Origin of the sequence: uncultured Chloroflexus sp., assembly GCF_937129525.1 — a bacterium.
In the GTDB taxonomy this organism is placed as follows: domain Bacteria; phylum Chloroflexota; class Chloroflexia; order Chloroflexales; family Chloroflexaceae; genus Chloroflexus.
The window spans coordinates 24,325-41,320 of the sequence record NZ_CAKZNK010000081.1; the positions used below are offsets into that span (position 1 = coordinate 24,325).

13 protein-coding genes are annotated in these 16,996 nt (G+C 56.5%); 6 read left to right on the forward strand and 7 right to left on the reverse strand.

Annotated features, from left to right (window positions below):
• Positions 1 to 323: 323 nt before the first annotated feature.
• The 3 genes from guaB (at position 324) to Q0650_RS10120 (ending at position 5,361) form a co-directional block, all read left to right on the forward strand.
• Positions 324 to 1,805, forward strand: a complete 1,482-nt coding sequence (gene guaB / locus Q0650_RS10110; RefSeq protein WP_298818556.1) for an IMP dehydrogenase — start codon at positions 324 to 326, stop codon at positions 1,803 to 1,805.
• Positions 1,806 to 1,835: 30 nt separating this feature from the next.
• Complete coding sequence (locus Q0650_RS10115; RefSeq protein WP_298818558.1) at positions 1,836 to 3,020, forward strand: diphosphomevalonate/mevalonate 3,5-bisphosphate decarboxylase family protein; 1,185 nt, start codon at positions 1,836 to 1,838, stop codon at positions 3,018 to 3,020.
• A gap of 1,084 nt (positions 3,021 to 4,104) precedes the next feature.
• Positions 4,105 to 5,361 (forward strand): MFS transporter, encoded by a 1,257-nt coding sequence (locus Q0650_RS10120; RefSeq protein ID WP_298818560.1) that lies wholly within the window; start codon positions 4,105 to 4,107, stop codon positions 5,359 to 5,361.
• Positions 5,362 to 5,433: 72 nt separating this feature from the next.
• On the opposite strand, the gene Q0650_RS10125 is transcribed toward Q0650_RS10120, so the two are convergent.
• From Q0650_RS10125 to Q0650_RS10135, 3 genes are all read right to left on the reverse strand, one after another.
• Positions 5,434 to 6,354 carry a VOC family protein gene (locus tag Q0650_RS10125; protein WP_298818562.1) on the reverse strand — a complete coding sequence of 307 codons (921 nt, stop codon included), beginning with the start codon at positions 6,352 to 6,354 and terminating at the stop codon, positions 5,434 to 5,436.
• A 167-nt stretch (positions 6,355 to 6,521) separates the two neighbouring features.
• Positions 6,522 to 7,433, reverse strand: coding sequence for a restriction endonuclease (locus Q0650_RS10130; RefSeq protein ID WP_298818564.1), 912 nt, complete (start codon positions 7,431 to 7,433; stop codon positions 6,522 to 6,524).
• A gap of 315 nt (positions 7,434 to 7,748) precedes the next feature.
• Complete coding sequence (locus Q0650_RS10135) at positions 7,749 to 9,401, reverse strand: FAD-binding protein (protein ID WP_298818566.1); 1,653 nt, start codon at positions 9,399 to 9,401, stop codon at positions 7,749 to 7,751.
• Between the two features lie 123 nt (positions 9,402 to 9,524).
• Here Q0650_RS10135 and Q0650_RS10140 point away from each other — a divergent pair, with 123 nt between their 5' ends.
• Together Q0650_RS10140 and Q0650_RS10145 are read left to right on the forward strand one after the other, a co-directional pair.
• Positions 9,525 to 9,710, forward strand: coding sequence for a hypothetical protein (locus tag Q0650_RS10140; protein ID WP_298818568.1), 186 nt, complete (start codon positions 9,525 to 9,527; stop codon positions 9,708 to 9,710).
• 896 nt (positions 9,711 to 10,606) lie between these two features.
• The gene (locus Q0650_RS10145; protein ID WP_298818570.1) at positions 10,607 to 12,115 is read left to right on the forward strand and encodes a potassium/proton antiporter; all 1,509 of its coding nucleotides are present in this window, start codon (positions 10,607 to 10,609) and stop codon (positions 12,113 to 12,115) included.
• A gap of 58 nt (positions 12,116 to 12,173) precedes the next feature.
• Here the strand turns inward: Q0650_RS10145 and phoU are convergent, their stop codons facing one another.
• The 4 genes from phoU to Q0650_RS10165 all read right to left on the reverse strand — a co-directional run bounded on the left by phoU (position 12,174) and on the right by Q0650_RS10165 (position 16,169).
• Entirely contained in the window at positions 12,174 to 12,824 is a 651-nt protein-coding gene (gene phoU, locus Q0650_RS10150) for a phosphate signaling complex protein PhoU (protein WP_298818572.1), read from the reverse strand.
• 174 nt (positions 12,825 to 12,998) lie between these two features.
• A complete protein-coding gene (locus tag Q0650_RS10155) occupies positions 12,999 to 14,432 on the reverse strand; it encodes a tyrosine phenol-lyase (protein ID WP_298818575.1) in 1,434 nt (477 codons plus the stop codon).
• Positions 14,433 to 14,612: 180 nt separating this feature from the next.
• The gene (locus tag Q0650_RS10160; RefSeq protein ID WP_298818576.1) at positions 14,613 to 15,752 is read right to left on the reverse strand and encodes an NAD(P)/FAD-dependent oxidoreductase; all 1,140 of its coding nucleotides are present in this window, start codon (positions 15,750 to 15,752) and stop codon (positions 14,613 to 14,615) included.
• A gap of 171 nt (positions 15,753 to 15,923) precedes the next feature.
• Positions 15,924 to 16,169: a sulfurtransferase TusA family protein gene (locus tag Q0650_RS10165; protein WP_298818578.1), complete on the reverse strand. Its 246-nt coding sequence runs from the start codon at positions 16,167 to 16,169 to the stop codon at positions 15,924 to 15,926.
• Positions 16,170 to 16,415: 246 nt separating this feature from the next.
• On the opposite strand from Q0650_RS10165, the gene Q0650_RS10170 reads away from it, so the two are divergent.
• On the forward strand, positions 16,416 to 16,889 hold the full coding sequence (locus Q0650_RS10170; protein WP_298818580.1) for an iron chaperone: 474 nt from the start codon (positions 16,416 to 16,418) through the stop codon (positions 16,887 to 16,889).
• Positions 16,890 to 16,996 lie beyond the last annotated feature (107 nt).

Here is a 16,996-nt window from a genome sequence, read left to right on the forward strand (position 1 = left end):
TACTATTCACGGCGCGTAGAAGTATCGCTTAACGATTAGCTTACCGAAGCGCATCTGTATCACGCCGGCATATGCAGCATGGCAAACCTGCGCAGCTATCAATCCAATGATCGCCCGTTCGAGTATGCGTTTCATTGCCCGTCTGCGGCCAGGTCAATCCTTGACCTGACTCGTGTTTGACGAGGCGAGCAGCTCAGAGTATAGTACAAGCGAAAGGGCAATGCATCACTTTGCAGTGCCATTTCAGTGTCGGCAGTTATGCTCTCTCCCCTGCGCTGGCTGCGGGGGATTTTTTGTACATCATCAATTGCACGGAGGAATGTATGGGTATCGCCTGGGAAGAAAAATTTGCGCGCGAAGGTCTGACGTTCGATGATGTTCTGCTCATCCCGGCAGAATCTAATGTCTTGCCGGCAACGGTTGATGTTTCAACGTGGTTGACGCGCAATATCCGGCTCAACATCCCTATCGTTAGCGCCGCGATGGATACCGTTACCGAACACCGACTGGCAATCGCACTGGCCCGAGAAGGCGGAATCGGCATCATTCATAAAAACATGCCGATTGCCAATCAGGCTGACATGGTACGGAAGGTGAAACGTTCCGAGAGCGGCATGATCACCGACCCGATCACTCTCCCGCCTGACCGCACTGTCGGCGATGCGCTCGATCTGATGGCCGAATACAAGATCTCTGGCGTTCCCGTGACGACTGCCGATGGCGATCTGATCGGTATCATCACCAACCGCGATCTGCGGTTTGAGACCGACCGCTCACGTCCGATCCGTGAATTGATGACCTCGCGCAATCTGGTAACGGTGCCAGAAGGCACCACTCTCGAAGAAGCGAAAGAGGTGCTCCACCGCCATCGGATCGAGAAGGTGCTGGTCGTTGACGAACGGGGCAAGTTGAGCGGGATGATTACGGTTAAAGACATTATGAAACGGATCGAGTATCCGAACGCTTGCAAAGATGACATGGGACGGCTGCGCGTCGGCGCAGCCGTTGGTGTTAGCGGCGACTATATCGAGCGGGCCAGCGAACTGGTACGGGCTGGCGTCGATGTGCTGGTGATTGATACAGCGCACGGCCATTCACGCGGCGTCCTCGATGCTGTCGTGAAGCTGCGTGAAATGTTTCCACGGGTGCAGATTATCGGCGGCAACGTCTCCACCGCAGCAGCCACTATCGCTCTGATCGAACGTGGCGTCGATGGGGTCAAGGTCGGGCAAGGCCCAGGCTCGATCTGCACGACGCGCGTTGTGACCGGCGCCGGTATGCCTCAGATCACTGCGATCTTCGATTGCGCGCGCGCTGCCGAACCGTATGGCATCCCAATTATCGCCGACGGTGGTATCAAGTATTCAGGTGACATTCCCAAAGCGATTGCCGCCGGCGCTCACAGCGTGATGATCGGTTCAATCTTTGCCGGCACCGAAGAGAGTCCGGGTGAATTGATTCTCTACGAAGGTCGCAGTTACAAGAGCTATCGGGGCATGGGAAGCATCGGCGCAATGCAACGTGGCGGCGGCGATCGCTACTTTCAGACGAACGTTACTGAGGCGCGTAAACTGGTAGCTGAAGGCATCGAGGGGATGGTACCGTTTAAAGGCCCGCTCAGCGATACCGTCTATCAGTTGGTGGGCGGTTTGCGCGCCGGTATGGGGTACGTTGGCGCAGCCAATATCGAAGCTTTGCGCCGCGATGCACGTTTCATTCGTATCACTACTGCCGGTCAGATCGAGAGCCATCCGCACGATGTGGTCATTACCAAGCAGGCACCAAACTATGGCGGTCGCCAATAACGTCAGTCGTTGCAGGTAGAGGGACGCACTGTGAACGAGTCGTTGATTCCCAAAGGCTTTGCCGACCTTGTGGCGCCAATGCGCGCCGCACACGAACGGATTTTGGCCGATTTGCGGCGCCACCGGTTCGAACTTCCGCCAGCGCCGGTGTTGCCACCGGCTCGTAGTCGGGGGATAGCCGCTGCGCGCGCTTACCCGATGCAAGGGGTGCTCAAATATCACGGACTCAGCGATTGGGCACAGCGGATTGCGTTCTTGCCTTCGATTTCGCTCAACAACGCTGCTGCCCACACCACAACGCTGGTCGAGTTTGATCCGGCATTGCCCGAAGACACAATCATTATCGGCGGCGTCCCGGCGCAAGGCCGTGAACGCGAGCGCGTCGTCCGTGTTCTCGATGCAGTCCGTGACCTGGCCAATGTCACCAGTCGCGCGCGGGTGATGTCGCGCAACGTCTTGCGCGCGCGAGTAGCCGGTAAGGGGTTGGGGACCAGCGCCTCAGCGGCGGCGGCACTGGCCTGCGCTGCGGTCGGCGCCCTCTTTGGAGCGGAACTTGCCGGCAATACCCGTTTTGTCTCGACCCTTGCCCGCCTCCTGGCCGGCTCTGGCTGCCGCAGCGTGGCTGGCGGCCTTGCCCTCTGGTTGAGTTACCCTGGCATTCCACCGGCAGAGAGTTACGCCATACGCCTCGATCAACAGCACGAGCTGGAAGATGTTGCGCTGATCACGGTTCCCATCGACTCGCGAGTCGGCCTGAGAACGGAACAAGCGCACCACGATGCGCCTAATAGCATCTTCTTCCGCTCGTGGATGCTGGCGCGCGGCGACGAGATCCGCGAGTGTATCGCCGCCGTTCAACGTGGCGACTGGCAGACGATTGGTCAACTGGCCGAACTCGACAGCATGCGACTCCACGGCGTCACGATGTCTGGATCGCGCGAACAGAAGATCATCGGCTGGGAGCCGGAAAATATCACCCTCTTTCGCATGTGCAACGATCTGCGCGCGCGTGGTGTGCCGGTTTATGCCAGCACCGATACCGGCCCGACGGTGGTCTTCATCACACAGCGCTACCACGTGCCTTCAGTGACCACGGCAATCGCGGTCGCCGCTCCTACGCTCGAAACCGTTGTCGCCCCGATCGGTGGCCCGGCTCTTCTGATACCTGTTGAAGAAGCGCTGAAGGAGGTGTCGCCCGAACAATCTACTTCATAAAACACGAAGCGGTATCGCACTACTGTAAACGACGGAGAATCTGCTTTGCGCTATATCGGTGCTTCGCCCCGGTGGTGTAGTGGCAAAGCCCGCATGGCGGTCAGGCAATTAAAAGCGTATGCTCCTGTCGGCGCTCATAGGCCGCGCCACCTGAAAGCTGCGGCAGATAGTGCAACGCCGGACCCTGCCGAAACAGAGACAGAGCATTGCATTGACTCGCCGGCTTTGGTCATTACAACACCTCCATTCGAGCTAAGCAGCGTGGCAGTGACAGCAGGCGATGTTGCCGAAGCGTATCCGCAAGCCGGATAGTGAACGGGTAGAGGGATAATCCTTCCCTCTTGTTGACCGGCTGCATACCGGCCCTCGACGGGGAACGGTATGCTTTTGTGTTCTTTTCACAGGCTGAGCGATGGTATCCGGTGAGAGTTCCCCTGGCAGAGCTGATGTCGATGGTGAAAAGCACCTCAGATGATTTCTATCGCCAGCACAACCCGAAATGATCGGTGCCGCAGCTTCAGCAATTCAAATCCCGGCAGTCGCTCTTGTCAGTTTCACGAATATTTTTTCAGATAACCCCAATCGACAAAATTGCCCATAGTGTCATTGACGACAATCTGATCCCGGCGCAACATTGCCACTCGATTGTATACCTGATCTGTTGTGCCGGGCAGGTGAGAACAGATCGCGCTGGATTCGATCGACCGGGCCAGACTGCGCAATCCATGCTTCTTCAACGTTCCCGTTTGGTTCTATTCCATCAGTCGGTACATCAACAGATTGGTCAACAGAGCAATCTCAGTCGCCCGACATGGTTCCGTGCTAGTAGCGCAGGTGCGGTAGCGATTTCGCCCACGATTCCGCAGAATAACTCAACGACTCCACCAGAGGTTGAGCAGATACATCCTCACGCCGACAACCAGGAACACTGCGATTAACAATCCCGCTCAGGTGTGAATGAAGCGCCAGCAAATTCTATTTTTCGGTTATAATTTATCTGTATTGTCCAATATTTACCTGACCAGCACTATCACATCAAGCACCAGCGCGCGGGTAGTTTACCTGCCCGGCACAATGACCAGTCATGACAACCCATCTGCCGCTAGCCGCATTTCGTTCCCGCGATTTTCGACTACTCTGGTTTGGGAATATCGTCTCGCTGACCGGCACCGAAATGACGCGCGCCGCCGTAAGCTGGCACATCCTTGAACTTTCCGGCAGCGACCCACTGGCGCTCGGCGCCATCGGCGCAGCACGTCTCGTTCCGCTGGTGTTGCTGGCGATCGGGAGCGGTGTGCTGGCCGATGCTATCGACCGTCGGCGATTGATGATTGGCGCGCAGATTGCGATGATGCTCTGCTCGCTTGCCCTGGCGCTCACGACCAATCTTGGCCTCGTCGGACTCTGGTTGATCTACGGCGTAACTGCGCTGGCCGCTGCCGCCCATACACTCGGCTTGCCGGCCCGCCAGGCGATCATTCCATCGCTGGTGCCACGCGAACATCTCGCCGGCGCATTGAGTCTCAATATCGTTGCCTGGCAACTGGCAACCATCGTTGGACCGACGTTCGGCGGTCTTCTGATCGAAGCTGGCGGCGTTGGCCTCGTCTACTGGGTTGATGTAGTCAGTTTTTCGGCGATTCTGCTCGCCTTGCTCTTGATGCGTCCGCGCCCTCTGATCGGCGAAAAGCGTGACATCAGTCTCCAGGCCGCTATTGAAGGGTTGCGATTTGTCTGGCGCACCCCCCTGATCTGGAGCACGATGTTGCTCGATTTTCTCGCCACTTTTTTCAGTGCCGCGACCACGCTGCTCCCGATCTATGCCCAGTCAATTTTGCAGGTCGGGCCGCAAGGTTTAGGGTTACTCTACGCCGCGCCATCGGTCGGCGCGGTGATCGCCAGCGTGATCTGCTCAATTTGGGGAGCCGGTAATCGGCAAGGACCGCTGTTGTTGTGGGCCGTCGCTATTTACGGTCTCAGCACAGCTATTTTTGGTTTGAGCACCAATTTTGCTCTGTCCCTGCTCATGCTGGCCATCAATGGCGCCGCTGACACGGTGAGTATGGTTGTGCGTGGCAATATTCGCAACCTCGAAACGCCGGACGAACTGCGTGGTCGGATGGTAGCGGTCAATATGCTCTTCTTCGCGGGTGGCCCGCAACTCGGCGAAATCGAAGCCGGCGTAGCGGCACGGTTACTCGGCACACAACTCTCGGTGGCGCTCGGTGGCCTGGCCTGCGTATCGATGACAGCCATGGTCGCCGCAAAGGTACCCATCCTGCGTTCCTACACCAATGGTCGCCAGCCTGCTCCCGCGCCAGTCCCGGCTACGGCAGATTAGTTGTCATGCCAGCGGCAGTTTGCACTCTGGGTCAGCGTCGATGCAGTCCGCAGACAAACCTGTCAGGCTACCTTACGACAACTTGAACAACACGCGATTCTGCGCCGGATCGGTAAGCATCAGGCCCGCTTCGGTTTGCTCATACGGGAGCTGAAGGTATTCGATCCGGCTCAGCAGGCTATCCCAGGCTGGCTGATCGGGTAGCGTAAAAGCGATATGATTTAGACCCAATGCATCTGATGGTGGTGGCGGCGCGCCTTCGCCTTGCCAGGTGTTGTAGCCGATGTGGTGATGGTAGCCGCCTGCCGAGACCATGCCCATCCGAAAGCTGCGCGCCATGCCCATATCGTCAAATCCGAGCAGATCGTGGTAGAAGTGACGAGTAGCCGGCAGACTGGCGACATACAGATGAAAGTGACCGATTCGGGTGTCAGGTGGAACCGGGGTATCCAGCCGATCGGTGGGAGAGAGATGCGCAAACAGCGCATCGAGATCGAGCGGCTCACGGCCATTACTCAGGCGACCATCGGCCCATACCGCGTAGAATTCACCACGCTCGTTGAATCCAAACACTCCATCTTCGGGTGACTCGCAGTAGAGTTCGATTTCATTACCCTCTGGATCGGCCAGATATGTTGTTTTGGTCATCACATGATCGGTCGGGTAGTTGGGCCAGCGGAGCGCAAACAAGCGTCCAACTGCGCGCGCCAGCTCTCGCCGATTGGGGAAGAGGATGGCGTAATGGTAGATCCCGGTGACGCCACGGTACCGTTTCCCGCGCGCAAGCTGCGTCAGTCGCACCAGATCGCGTTCGTCTACCCCCAATCCTGCCTGCTGCCCATCTCGCCAATTTATCTGTAAGCCGATCACCTGCTGATAGAAACGCAGTTGTTGTTCCAGATCGGCAACGTTCAGGTGGACGTAAGCGGGTCTTGTGTCGGGATGGATGCGATGCCGGGCAATAGCGACCGGTTGGGGAGGAGACAGGTTCATAGGTTGCTCCTGCTGGCAACAATCTGCGTTTCAGCGCAATCGGTATCGGTTCATGCTTACGATTATGGTGAGGCGAAAAGGCAGCAATGGATGTAACTGCAACAGCAACTGCTCCACATAACAGCCGATGCGCTCTGCCTGAAATGAGCCGCAGAGCCAGATCGCTCTTATTCATTCCCGAAATAGTCGGAGTCGATCCGTTTCAGGTGATAGGTTGAGACAATTGTTACACCAACATTATAATCAATCATCAAATCGGCCAATCGCTTACCATCAATTAAGACGATATTATAATCAATACTCTCGGCATAGCGTCTGGCTTCTTCTGAAAAACTCGCTGTTGTGATGAAAACACCTTTGCGCGCTCGTTTTCCCATTAAAGCGCCGGCAAACTTCTGAATCTCTGGACGGCCAACAACGGTATCCCAGCGCTTGGCCTGAATGTAGATCCTATCAAGCCCAAGCCGATCTTCATCGATAACTCCATCAATCCCCTCATCGCCTACCTGGCCTACTGCGCGCGCTGCGTCGCGATGCGAACCACCATAACCCATCTTTACCAGCAGTTCAACTACCAATTGTTCAAAGAATACCGGCGAACACTGCTTGACCAGAGTGAGTAGCTCTTGAGCCAGACTATCACGTATCTCCTGGTAAGCGGCTTCGAGCAACTCTTGCGGCGTTCGATCTGGAGATACTCTCTGTGGAAATTCGCGCTCTCGCTCCTGGTCACGATCACCTTCACGAAACCGGCGATACTCAGGAAATTGTTCCAGGAATTGTATATCGATGCGCGGCGGATTGCTTGCCAATACCTGTTGACCGCGTGCTGTAATCCGATAAGTAGCCCGTCGCGTCATTTCCAGCAGACCCGCTTTGACCAGATATGTGCGGGCCCAGCCAACTCGATTGTAGAAGAGCGGCTGTTTTCCACTTGGGATCAACTGGCTCAATTCTGCTTCGGTGAGCTGAAATTCTGTAGCGAGATGATTGACCAGATCGCGAATTGCATGCTCTTGCCCATCAGCCAGCGCGCGCAATAACGGTAGCATCAGCGTTTGAAAATCAGGGATCGACATAAAGCACTCTGCTTCTGGTATTCAGGGGACTGCGGTCACAGATTGAATGCTCTAATTTTACCATCACTATCATATCGTTGTATGACTCTATTCGCAGACCATAAAGTAGAGTAAAAAGACCGCCTGATGTTGTGCCATCAGGCGGAAACGAAAAGTAACCGGGACGAAGACAGCTTGCTGCTGCCCAGGGATCGATGCCAGCTCGGTAGAGAAAGCAGACTCTTTTGTCTACATTACCAGCACGAGCGTACCTTCATCTCCCCAGGCCACACGGGCAGGAGCGAGACATGCCCCTGCCCCAATCCCCGCTCACCGTTACCGCTCCGCCAACCTGGCCGCGTGGCGTCCGGCAATCATCCCAAAGACCATTCCCGGCCCCAGCGTCGAACCCGGCCCCGGATAGGTACGGCCCATGACTGAAGCTGATGTATTACCGGCGGCGTACAGCCCTTCTATCGGCCTGCCATTTTCGCGCAAGACGCGCGCGCATTCGTCAGTCAGTAGACCGCCTTTTGTCCCCAGATCGCCCGGCCAGACCCGCACGGCAAAGAACGGCGGTCGTTCAATCGGCCCAAGATTGGGGTTGGGCTTGACGGTGGGATCGCTGTAGAAGCGGTCGTATGCGCTATCACCACGATGAAAATCGAGGTCTTTGCCGGCGCGAGCAAAATCGTTGAAACGGTTGACCGTTGCTTCCAACCGACCCGGATCGATTCCACAGGCCCGCGCCAGATCGGTGATGGTATTGGCCCGGATGATAAAGCCCGACTCAAGAGCGGCACGCGGCGTAAACCGGGGCGGAATGGTACCGAAGGGATAATACGCGCGATGGCGTGCATCACCGATAAAGAAAGCCGGAATTGCCGGCACCTCGCGATGCCGTTCGTACTGACGATGGACAAAATCGACGTATGAAGTGGACTCGTTGACAAATCGTTGGCCCGACTGATCGACAATGATACCGTATGGCAGCGACCGTTCCCAGAGCATAAAATTGGCCTTGCCGTTATGATCAACAAACGCAGCGCCCCACCAGGCATCATCCATAAGCGCCGTTGCAGCACCTAGCGCCATGGCCGCTTCGATTGCTACCCCTTTATCACCGGGTGAGGCAACCGTCCATCGAGTGGTAATCGGATGCGGCTGATAACGCTGCCGCATTGCTTCATTATGGGCAAAACCGCCACTCGTCAGAATCACTGCTCTGGCCGCAAGCTCTATCCGGCGCCCCTCTTTTTCAATGATCACACCGGTTACCCGCTGTTGCTCATGCATCAGTTCCACCATTGGCGTGTCTGTCCATACCGGCACACCCCGCGCCAACAGGAGTGAAAGCAACTGAGCAATCAGGGAACCACCCAACCCGACCAATCGTTTGCCGAGCAGACGCCCACCGATCAGACGCAGACCAAAGACTTCGGCAGCGCGGAAAAAGGCCGGCGCTGCGCGGAAGGCGACACAGATTTGCGCTGCATCAACGGTATGCATCGGAATCGGGAGCGGAATATTCAATCTCTTGCGCCAGGGCTGCGCCAATCGATTCAGATCAAACAGGGCCGGCTCAATCGAGCGACCTTCTTTGCACCCTCCCGGCAACTCAGGATAGTAATCTGGATAACCCGGACGATAGAAAAAACGGAAGCCAAGACTCGCCAGCCATTCCACCATCACCGGCCCTTGTTTTAAGAAGGTCTCACGACGGACAGGCGAGCTAGCCGGACCTACATCACCAATGACAGTATCCATGTACAACCGCGCGCGCTCGTAAGAATCCAGAATTCCCGCTCGCCGCATGAGAGGGTTATTCGGAATCCACATCCCGCCGCCAGACATTGCCGATGAGCCACCAACCACGCTCATGCTTTCAACCACAACCGGATCCATCCCGGCTTCCTTTGCCGCCAGCGCTGCGACCAGCCCGGAAGCACCACTACCGACCACCACAACCCGATTGGATGCGTCGTTCATCGCCCACTCCTTTGTATGCAAACATCCATGGCCTTTCGCTGCCGTAGATGTCCTGCCGGTGCAGCGGGACATCCACGGGCAATGTTCTTTAACAAGTCACTGGTTTCAGACAAGAATATTTTAATGTCAGTTACGGATCAGTCAGCAACGGCGGATAGCCAGCGCCGGGGCCGAGCGATAACTTTCTCGCTGGTGACAGTCAACGATCAGGCCACCCACACGGTTGGCGTGGCGATGACAAGCGCGCGCACTCTGCGCACTGTGTTTGCGCCGGTCGATAATGGTCTTTGCGCTGGCACATCGGCGTAGAAGCCGCGTGTCGCCGGGCAGCATCAGGTAATCCTTCATCGCGATCCTGCGCCTGGTGATGCGCTGCCTACTGTAAGGCATGTTCTGCCCGTGGATGTCGAGAGGTAGCTGGTGGAGTAGCTTGCCGCCAAAGAACCGGCCTGTCGCGAACATACCACACCTGGACAGGCCGGACACGTCTTGCGCTGATGCATGCGCGCGGTTGCCGACCGCCAACGGCATTAAGGCAATGAAACAGATGCTTGCGCCTCACCCGCACAGGCGAAACAGAGAGGCACACAGCGGGACAAGCACAGAGTGATCAGTGCCACGAAGTCACGAAGCGCAGGTTTGTAATCGGGAACACTACGCGCTAATGACGGCGCGCCCGCGGTAGGAGGTTTTGCAGTGCTGATAATATGACAGATGCCTTCCTACCAGAACAGCCCCTCACTCAGGCACGTCTTGCCGAGATGATTTGCTTGGCTGACGTTACATCAGGCATCTGGCAATCATCTGTAGCGCAGGCGCTATCACATGCTCGTTTTCCTCAGTGCTGAAAAGGCATCTGCTGCGACAACATACACCAGAATCGACGATGAATGATCCATTATTCAGGCAAGCAGGTCTACGTGGTGTAGCCAATGGACACGCATCATTACCGGTTAAACCGCCCGATCACTCAGAGCCATGACCTGCTGATCTAAGAATTGCCTGCCACCACACATTCCACCAAATAGGAGCCACAGGTTGCTAGCTCCCAATCACAGCATCTTGTAAAACACTGCCTCATTCCAGAACACATAGAAACAAGCAACGCACGCGCCACTTCAGGCCGACAATTTGATCAGACAACTCACGGGCAATCCTGTCTAACCGTGATATGCTAGTAATACTGGCATCACGGAGTATGTAATATGACGATTGAACCATTGTTACTTGCCACCGGACTACTATTGTCAATCAGCGTAGCCGCCACCCGCGCCTCGAACCGGTTTGGCGTTCCGGCGTTGATCTTATTTATGGCGATTGGTATGCTGGCCGGCTCTGACGGCCCCGGCGGGATTGCTTTCACCGACGCTGCCCTGGCTCAACTCATCGGTGTGATTGCGCTGATCTACATTCTCTTCTCAGGTGGGTTGGATACGGATTGGCCGATCATCAAACCGGTGCTGGTCGAAGGCCTTGTTCTGGCCAATGTGGGAGTGCTGGTCAGCACGCTCGTTGCCGCAGTCGGCGCTCGCCTGATCCTTGGTTTCGACTGGCCACTAGCGCTCTTGTTGGGCGCAATCGTCTCATCGACTGACGCAGCGGCGGTGTTTAGTGTGATGCGCACCCGCGGCATTCATCTCAAACATCGTCTCGAACCGCTGATTGAGCTCGAATCGGGTAGTAACGATCCGATCGCCGTCTTTCTCACCATCGGCTTTACCCAACTGATCATCAATCCGGATGCATCGATTGTTGAGCTTGTTCCGGCCTTTGTGTTTCAGATGATGCTCGGCGCAGCCGGCGGCTACGCCTTTGGCCGGCTCATGATCTGGGTCATCAACCGGATCCGGTTGCAACAGGAAGGTTTGTATGTCGTTTTGACTATGGCGTTGACGCTGCTCACGTATGGCTTCACTGCGCTGATCGGCGGGAATGGATTTCTGGCTGTCTATCTGGCCGGGATTGTGCTCGGCAACGCCAATATCGTGCATAAACGCTCGATCCTGCGCTTTCACGACGGTGTGGCCTGGTTGAGCCAGATCGCAATGTTCCTGATTCTGGGTTTGCTGGTCTTTCCTTCTCAATTGCCGGCAGTTGCCTGGCAAGGTTTGGCGATGGCGCTCTGGCTGGTGTTTGTGGCGCGACCGTTGTCGGTCTTCATCGCGTTAGGCTGGAAGCGACGCTCTCTGGCGCAACTGTTGATGATCGCCTGGGCCGGTTTGCGCGGCGCCGTGCCGATTGTGCTGGCAACCTTTCCGCTCCTGGCCGGCGTGCCTGACGCGCCGTTGCTGTTTAACCTGGTCTTCTTCATCGTGCTGGTATCGGTGCTGATGCAGGGTATTTCGATCAGTTGGGTTGCCCGCCGGTTAGGCGTGATGAGCGCGCAGCCGGAAAGTGTCGATAGTCACCTCTTTGTGCCTGAAGTGAGTGGAGCGAGTCAGATCCTGGAAGCGCACATTCCACCTGACTCGGCCTTGATCGGTAAAACGCTGATCGATCTCGATCTGCCGCGGGGTCTGCTGGTTGTACAGATCCAGCGCGAAGGCGGCTATATCATTCCCAACGGCAGCACCACTTTTGCCCCGAATGACCGGCTGGTGCTGCTCGTTGCGCCAACGGCGCTTCAAGCTGTGACCGAACTGTGCGCGAGCTGTAGCCTTTCGCCATTGGGGCCGATCCAGCTTGGCGCCCAGGGACAAGTGCAGGCGCGATAGCCAGGGCACGGCGACACTGCGCAAGCACGCAAGCGCGCCGTGCCTGCCCTTTTACCCTTTAATCATTTAACTCAACCTGATCACCGCTCGTGGTATAGATAATCTTTTCGGCCATGTTCAGCGCGCGATCAGACACCCGCTCAAAGTTGTGGGCAATGAAGAGCAGATCGGCTGTTTCAGGCGGCGTGAGTTGCGCCACCAGCGCCCGCTTCAGCCGCTTGTACTCGTGATCAATCTCATCTTCGTGTGAAACAATGTCCTTGATTGCATCGGCGCCACCATTATCAAGCGCCGCGAGCGCGCGATCGAGATTGGCTTTTGCCGTTTGGCCCAGAGCAATCAGCTCTGCCGGAGCAGACAATGGCCCCCGGTTTGGATCAGGGCTACCGACCACCATCTTAGCTGTCCCCTTGGCATAGTCGGCAATCCGCTCCAATTCGTAACTGATCGACAGTGCCGCGATCAAGCGACGCAGATCGCGCGCTACCGGCTGCTGCGTGGCGATCAGATTGACGACTCGCTGCTCGATTGCATCTTTGGCTTCATTGACGACTGCATCACCGGCTATCACTTCCTTCGCCAGCTCGACATCACCCCGTTCTAGCGCCGTAATTGCTCGTTCGAGCGCCGCGCTGACCACCCGCCCCATCTCGGACACCTGCTGACGCAGGGCATTCAATTCCTGATCGAAATGCTCACGCGGTCGCATGGAATGCTCCTTACACTTGCATGTTGCTCCCGTGACTCCAGGATACACGTTTTGCGCGCATTATGCTAGCAGTATCATCGAGAATATAGCAACCGGATTTGTTTCCATAGCGCACTCAGACATGTCCAATGGGTCATCGGCTATCGGCACTTGCAGGTATGCCGAGGCGCATAATCAGCGAACCTGCTCGGAGATCGGCTCAAATCGCGCCTGGAAGAAGCGGAGGTAACGCGGCTCGTAAACCATCCGCAATCCCCGCGCTTGTTCACGTTGATCGTACACCGCTTTCACCGCTTCAGCCACCACATCCATATGAGCTTGCGTGTAGACGCGACGGGGAATAGTGAGGCGGGTCAATTCCAGTTTAGGATAGTGGTGCTGGCCAGTCTTTGGATCGCGTCCGGCGCTGGCGATACCGCGTTCCATTGCCCGCACACCTGAGTCGAGATAAAGTTCGGCAGCCAGGGTCTGCGCCGGAAAGAGGTCTTGCGCCAGATGAGGGTAGAATCGACGGGCATCAAGAAAGATAGCATGGCCACCGATTGGCACCACAATCGGGATATTCCAGTCAAGCAACAATTCACCCAGATAGCGCACCTGCCCGATTCGCGCCCGGATGTAATCCTCTTGCAGCGATTCTTCGATTCCAACGGCCAACGCTTCCATATCGCGCCCGGCCATGCCACCATAGGTATGCAACCCCTCGTACACCACCACCAGATTGCGAGCCTCATCAGCCAGTTGATCATCATTGAGCGCCAGCCAGCCACCAATGTTGACCAGACTATCTTTTTTAGCGCTCATCCAGGCGCCATCGGTATAACGACAAAACTCGCGCACAATCTCGGCGATAGTGCGAGAATCATAGCCAGGCTCGCGCTCTTTGATGAAGAAGGCGTTCTCAACCAGGCGGGTCGCATCGAGGAAAATGCGAATGCCGTACCGGTCACAGAGTTCGCGCAATGCGCGCGCGTTCGCCATGCTCACCGGTTGGCCGCCTGCCATATTGACAGTGCCGGCCAGACTGACATAGGCGATCTGGCGAGCGCCTACCCGATTGATTAACATCTGTAACTTATCGAGATCGACATTGCCCTTAAACGGATGCTGACTCAGGGGATCGTGCGCTTCATCAATAATCACATCAACGAAGATGCCGCCAGCCAGTTCTTGATGAAGGCGGGTCGTCGTAAAGTACATATTGCCCGGCACATACTGGCCGGGTTGAATAGCGATCCGACTGATGAGATGCTCGGCGCCGCGCCCCTGATGAGTTGGAATGACGTGGCGATAGCCATACGTCTGCTGCACCGTCGCTTCGAGTCGGTAAAAGCTGCGACTGCCGGCATAAGCTTCATCACCCATCATCAATGCCGCCCACTGGCGGTCGCTCATCGCATTGGTGCCGCTATCGGTCAGCAGATCGATGTAGACATCCTCTGAACGAAGCAGAAAGGTGTTGTATCCTGCCGCTTTGAGCGCCGCTTCGCGTTCAGCGCGGCTGATGATGCGCAGCGGTTCGACCATCTTGATCTTCCACGGTTCGGCCCACGAACGGCGACCGAATTGTTGCCCCATTGTGCGCGGGAAATCCTGATCCATTTCCATTGCGCTTACCTCCTTCACACGGCTCATGCAAAAAGGGGGCGACGCCATTGTCGCCCCGTGAAACCACGTTATCCAGGATAGGGACATCGCAAAGTTTCAGATCAGGCAGAACGTTGTCTGCCGAGAACGCATCAAGGTTCGACTAAAGCATATCTGCCTGACCTCATACCCACTTACACATTACACAATTCCCGTCGGCACCAGATGCCAGTAAGCCCGATTGAGGAGCGCCTTCTCGTAATGATAGTAGGCGCTCGGTTTGGGTGGATGCGGTGGATGGGTATAGTCAAACACCAGTTGAGTCGCCTGCCCGCGCCCGGTTTCAAGGAAGCACATCACCTGACCGTGGTAGCGTTCGTCGCTCGGTTTACCTTTGATTTCGCCGGCAATGCGATGAGCGATAACCTTAGCCTCAAAGTGAGCCGCTGCGCCGCTCTTGCTCACCGGTAGATCGGTTGCATCGCCCAGGCCGTAGATGTACGGAAACTGCTTGTGCTGAAGGGTCTCGCGATCGGTCGGCAGCCATCCCTGCGCGTCACCCAGACCAGAGTCGGTAATGATGCGAGCGCCGCGATGAGGTGGCACCAGCACCAGCAAATCGTAAGCCAGGGTGGCGCCTTCGAGCGATGAAACGGTACGCGCCACCGGATCGACCGCTTCGGTATTGAAGAAGAGTTCGTACTTGATCCCACGTTCCTCTAGCATGGGAGTAACAAACTCGGCAACACTCTCGATGGTAAAGACACGCCCAATCGGCGAGAGATAGACAATCTCGGTCTTGTCGCGCAACCCGCGCTTGCGCAGTTCATCTTCCAGCATAAACGTAAACTCAAGCGGCGCGGGTGGACACTTGTAAGGAATATCGGCCACACCGATGACGACAGTGCCGCCGGTAAACTCACGCAGCGCGGCGTGCAGGCGCAACGCCGCTTCGGCGCTGTAGAAATGATGGGCGCCTTCGCGGTAGCCAGGCACTGCATCCGGCTCAAGTCGGGCGCCGGTTGCGATAACCAGATAATCAAATGGCAACTGAGCGCCATCGGCCATTTCGACGTAACGCTCGTTGGGATCGATCTTCACCGCATCGCCAATGATCAGATCAACTGAACGGCGCAGCAACGAGCGTTCATTACGCTCCCAGCGCTCAGGTGGCGCGCCGCCGAACGGCACGTAGAGCCAGCCGGGTTGATAGACGTGCTTGCCTGTCCGATCGATCAGGGTGATCTGCGCTTGCTTGCGCGTCAACTGGCTGGCGAGCAAATTGGCAACTAGCGTGCCGCCAACGCCACCGCCTAAAACGACAATATTTTTGACTGTCATACGTTTTACCTTCTGCGTATCGGAAAACACCCGACACAAACCTTGCGCCAGGCATTGCCAGCGCAAACCTGTTAGAGACAGACGCGAAGGCATAGAGGCTGGTCAGAGGGGCTGCCCAGCATAAGGAACAGGTTCCAACCTGCGAACTGTGCCTTCGCGCCAGACCGTCGATTACCGGGTCTTGCGAACAACAAAGCGGGTATAGCCTTGCTCGGGGAACGCACCGATAAACTCGTGCCCCGCTTTCTGCACCCAGATCGGAATATCTTTTGCCGAACCGGGATCGCTGGAAAGAACGGCGACAACTGAGCCAACCGGCACGCTTTTGATGCCGCGGATCAGTTCCATCATCGGACCAGGACAATGGCTACCGCGAGCGTCGATCTCTTTGTCGATGGTAATGTGAGGGGTTGTCATTGTTGTCTCCTGTGGTCAACATTGACCATTAAGATTCCTCGTGACAACTATAGCATGTATGCTATACGTTCTGCAGAAAGAAGCGACAACATATTCTGTGCAGACTGCAACCATTGCCGGCGCGCGTAATTGAGTTCTGGACAAGGACGCCAGGGGGAGAGAATCTTTACAATCGACCGGGACGCAGCTTGACAATTACGAACTTTTGTTCGATAATTTCAAGCAATAATGAAAGAGGAAAGCCACATGAAGCGTGAAAAGCAATCAACTGAAGACGACGATCAGAGCGGATTCTCGGCGGCAGAGCGGGCAGCAATGCGCGAACGAGCCAAAGAGTTGAAGGAAGCCTCGCGCCGACGCGGAAAGGGTTCTGGCGCCGATGACGTGAACGCAGTGCTTGAAAAGATTGCTGAAATGCCGGAACCAGATCGAACGCTGGCCACTCGCCTGCACGAGATTATCATGACCAACGCCCCAATGCTAGCGCCGCGACTCTGGTACGGAATGCCGGCATACGCGCTGATGGGCAAGGTAATCTGCTTCTTCCAAAGCGCACAGAAGTTTCAGACCCGTTACGCCACCCTTGGGTTTTCGGATAGCGCCCGGCTCGATGACGGCGCAATGTGGCCCACCGCTTTCGCCGTGACCGGGCTTACTCCGGAAGTCGAAGAACACATCGCTGCGCTGGTGCGACGAGCGGTGGCGAGTGAGCAATCATAGGCACTGGCAGCGCACTCCCCACGCCGCCCCGTGACCGGCAAGGTTGCGCGCCCCCCGCCCGCTGCGCGTTGAGATGCGGGCAAGCGCGACCCGGCACAGACGCTGGC

Excerpts from the sequence above, each read along its gene's own strand:
- guaB (WP_298818556.1), top strand. The coding sequence starts at position 324 with ATGGGTATCGCCTGGGAAGAAAAATTTGCGCGCGAAGGTCTGACGTTC.
- Q0650_RS10120 (WP_298818560.1), top strand. The coding sequence starts at position 4,105 with ATGACAACCCATCTGCCGCTAGCCGCATTTCGTTCCCGCGATTTTCGA.
- Q0650_RS10125 (WP_298818562.1), bottom strand. The coding sequence starts at position 6,354 with ATGAACCTGTCTCCTCCCCAACCGGTCGCTATTGCCCGGCATCGCATC.
- Q0650_RS10130 (WP_298818564.1), bottom strand. The coding sequence starts at position 7,433 with ATGTCGATCCCTGATTTTCAAACGCTGATGCTACCGTTATTGCGCGCG.
- Q0650_RS10135 (WP_298818566.1), bottom strand. The coding sequence starts at position 9,401 with ATGAACGACGCATCCAATCGGGTTGTGGTGGTCGGTAGTGGTGCTTCC.
- Q0650_RS10140 (WP_298818568.1), top strand. The coding sequence starts at position 9,525 with ATGTCAGTTACGGATCAGTCAGCAACGGCGGATAGCCAGCGCCGGGGC.
- Q0650_RS10145 (WP_298818570.1), top strand. The coding sequence starts at position 10,607 with ATGACGATTGAACCATTGTTACTTGCCACCGGACTACTATTGTCAATC.
- phoU (WP_298818572.1), bottom strand. The coding sequence starts at position 12,824 with ATGCGACCGCGTGAGCATTTCGATCAGGAATTGAATGCCCTGCGTCAG.
- Q0650_RS10155 (WP_298818575.1), bottom strand. The coding sequence starts at position 14,432 with ATGGAAATGGATCAGGATTTCCCGCGCACAATGGGGCAACAATTCGGT.
- Q0650_RS10160 (WP_298818576.1), bottom strand. The coding sequence starts at position 15,752 with ATGACAGTCAAAAATATTGTCGTTTTAGGCGGTGGCGTTGGCGGCACG.
- Q0650_RS10165 (WP_298818578.1), bottom strand. The coding sequence starts at position 16,169 with ATGACAACCCCTCACATTACCATCGACAAAGAGATCGACGCTCGCGGT.
- Q0650_RS10170 (WP_298818580.1), top strand. The coding sequence starts at position 16,416 with ATGAAGCGTGAAAAGCAATCAACTGAAGACGACGATCAGAGCGGATTC.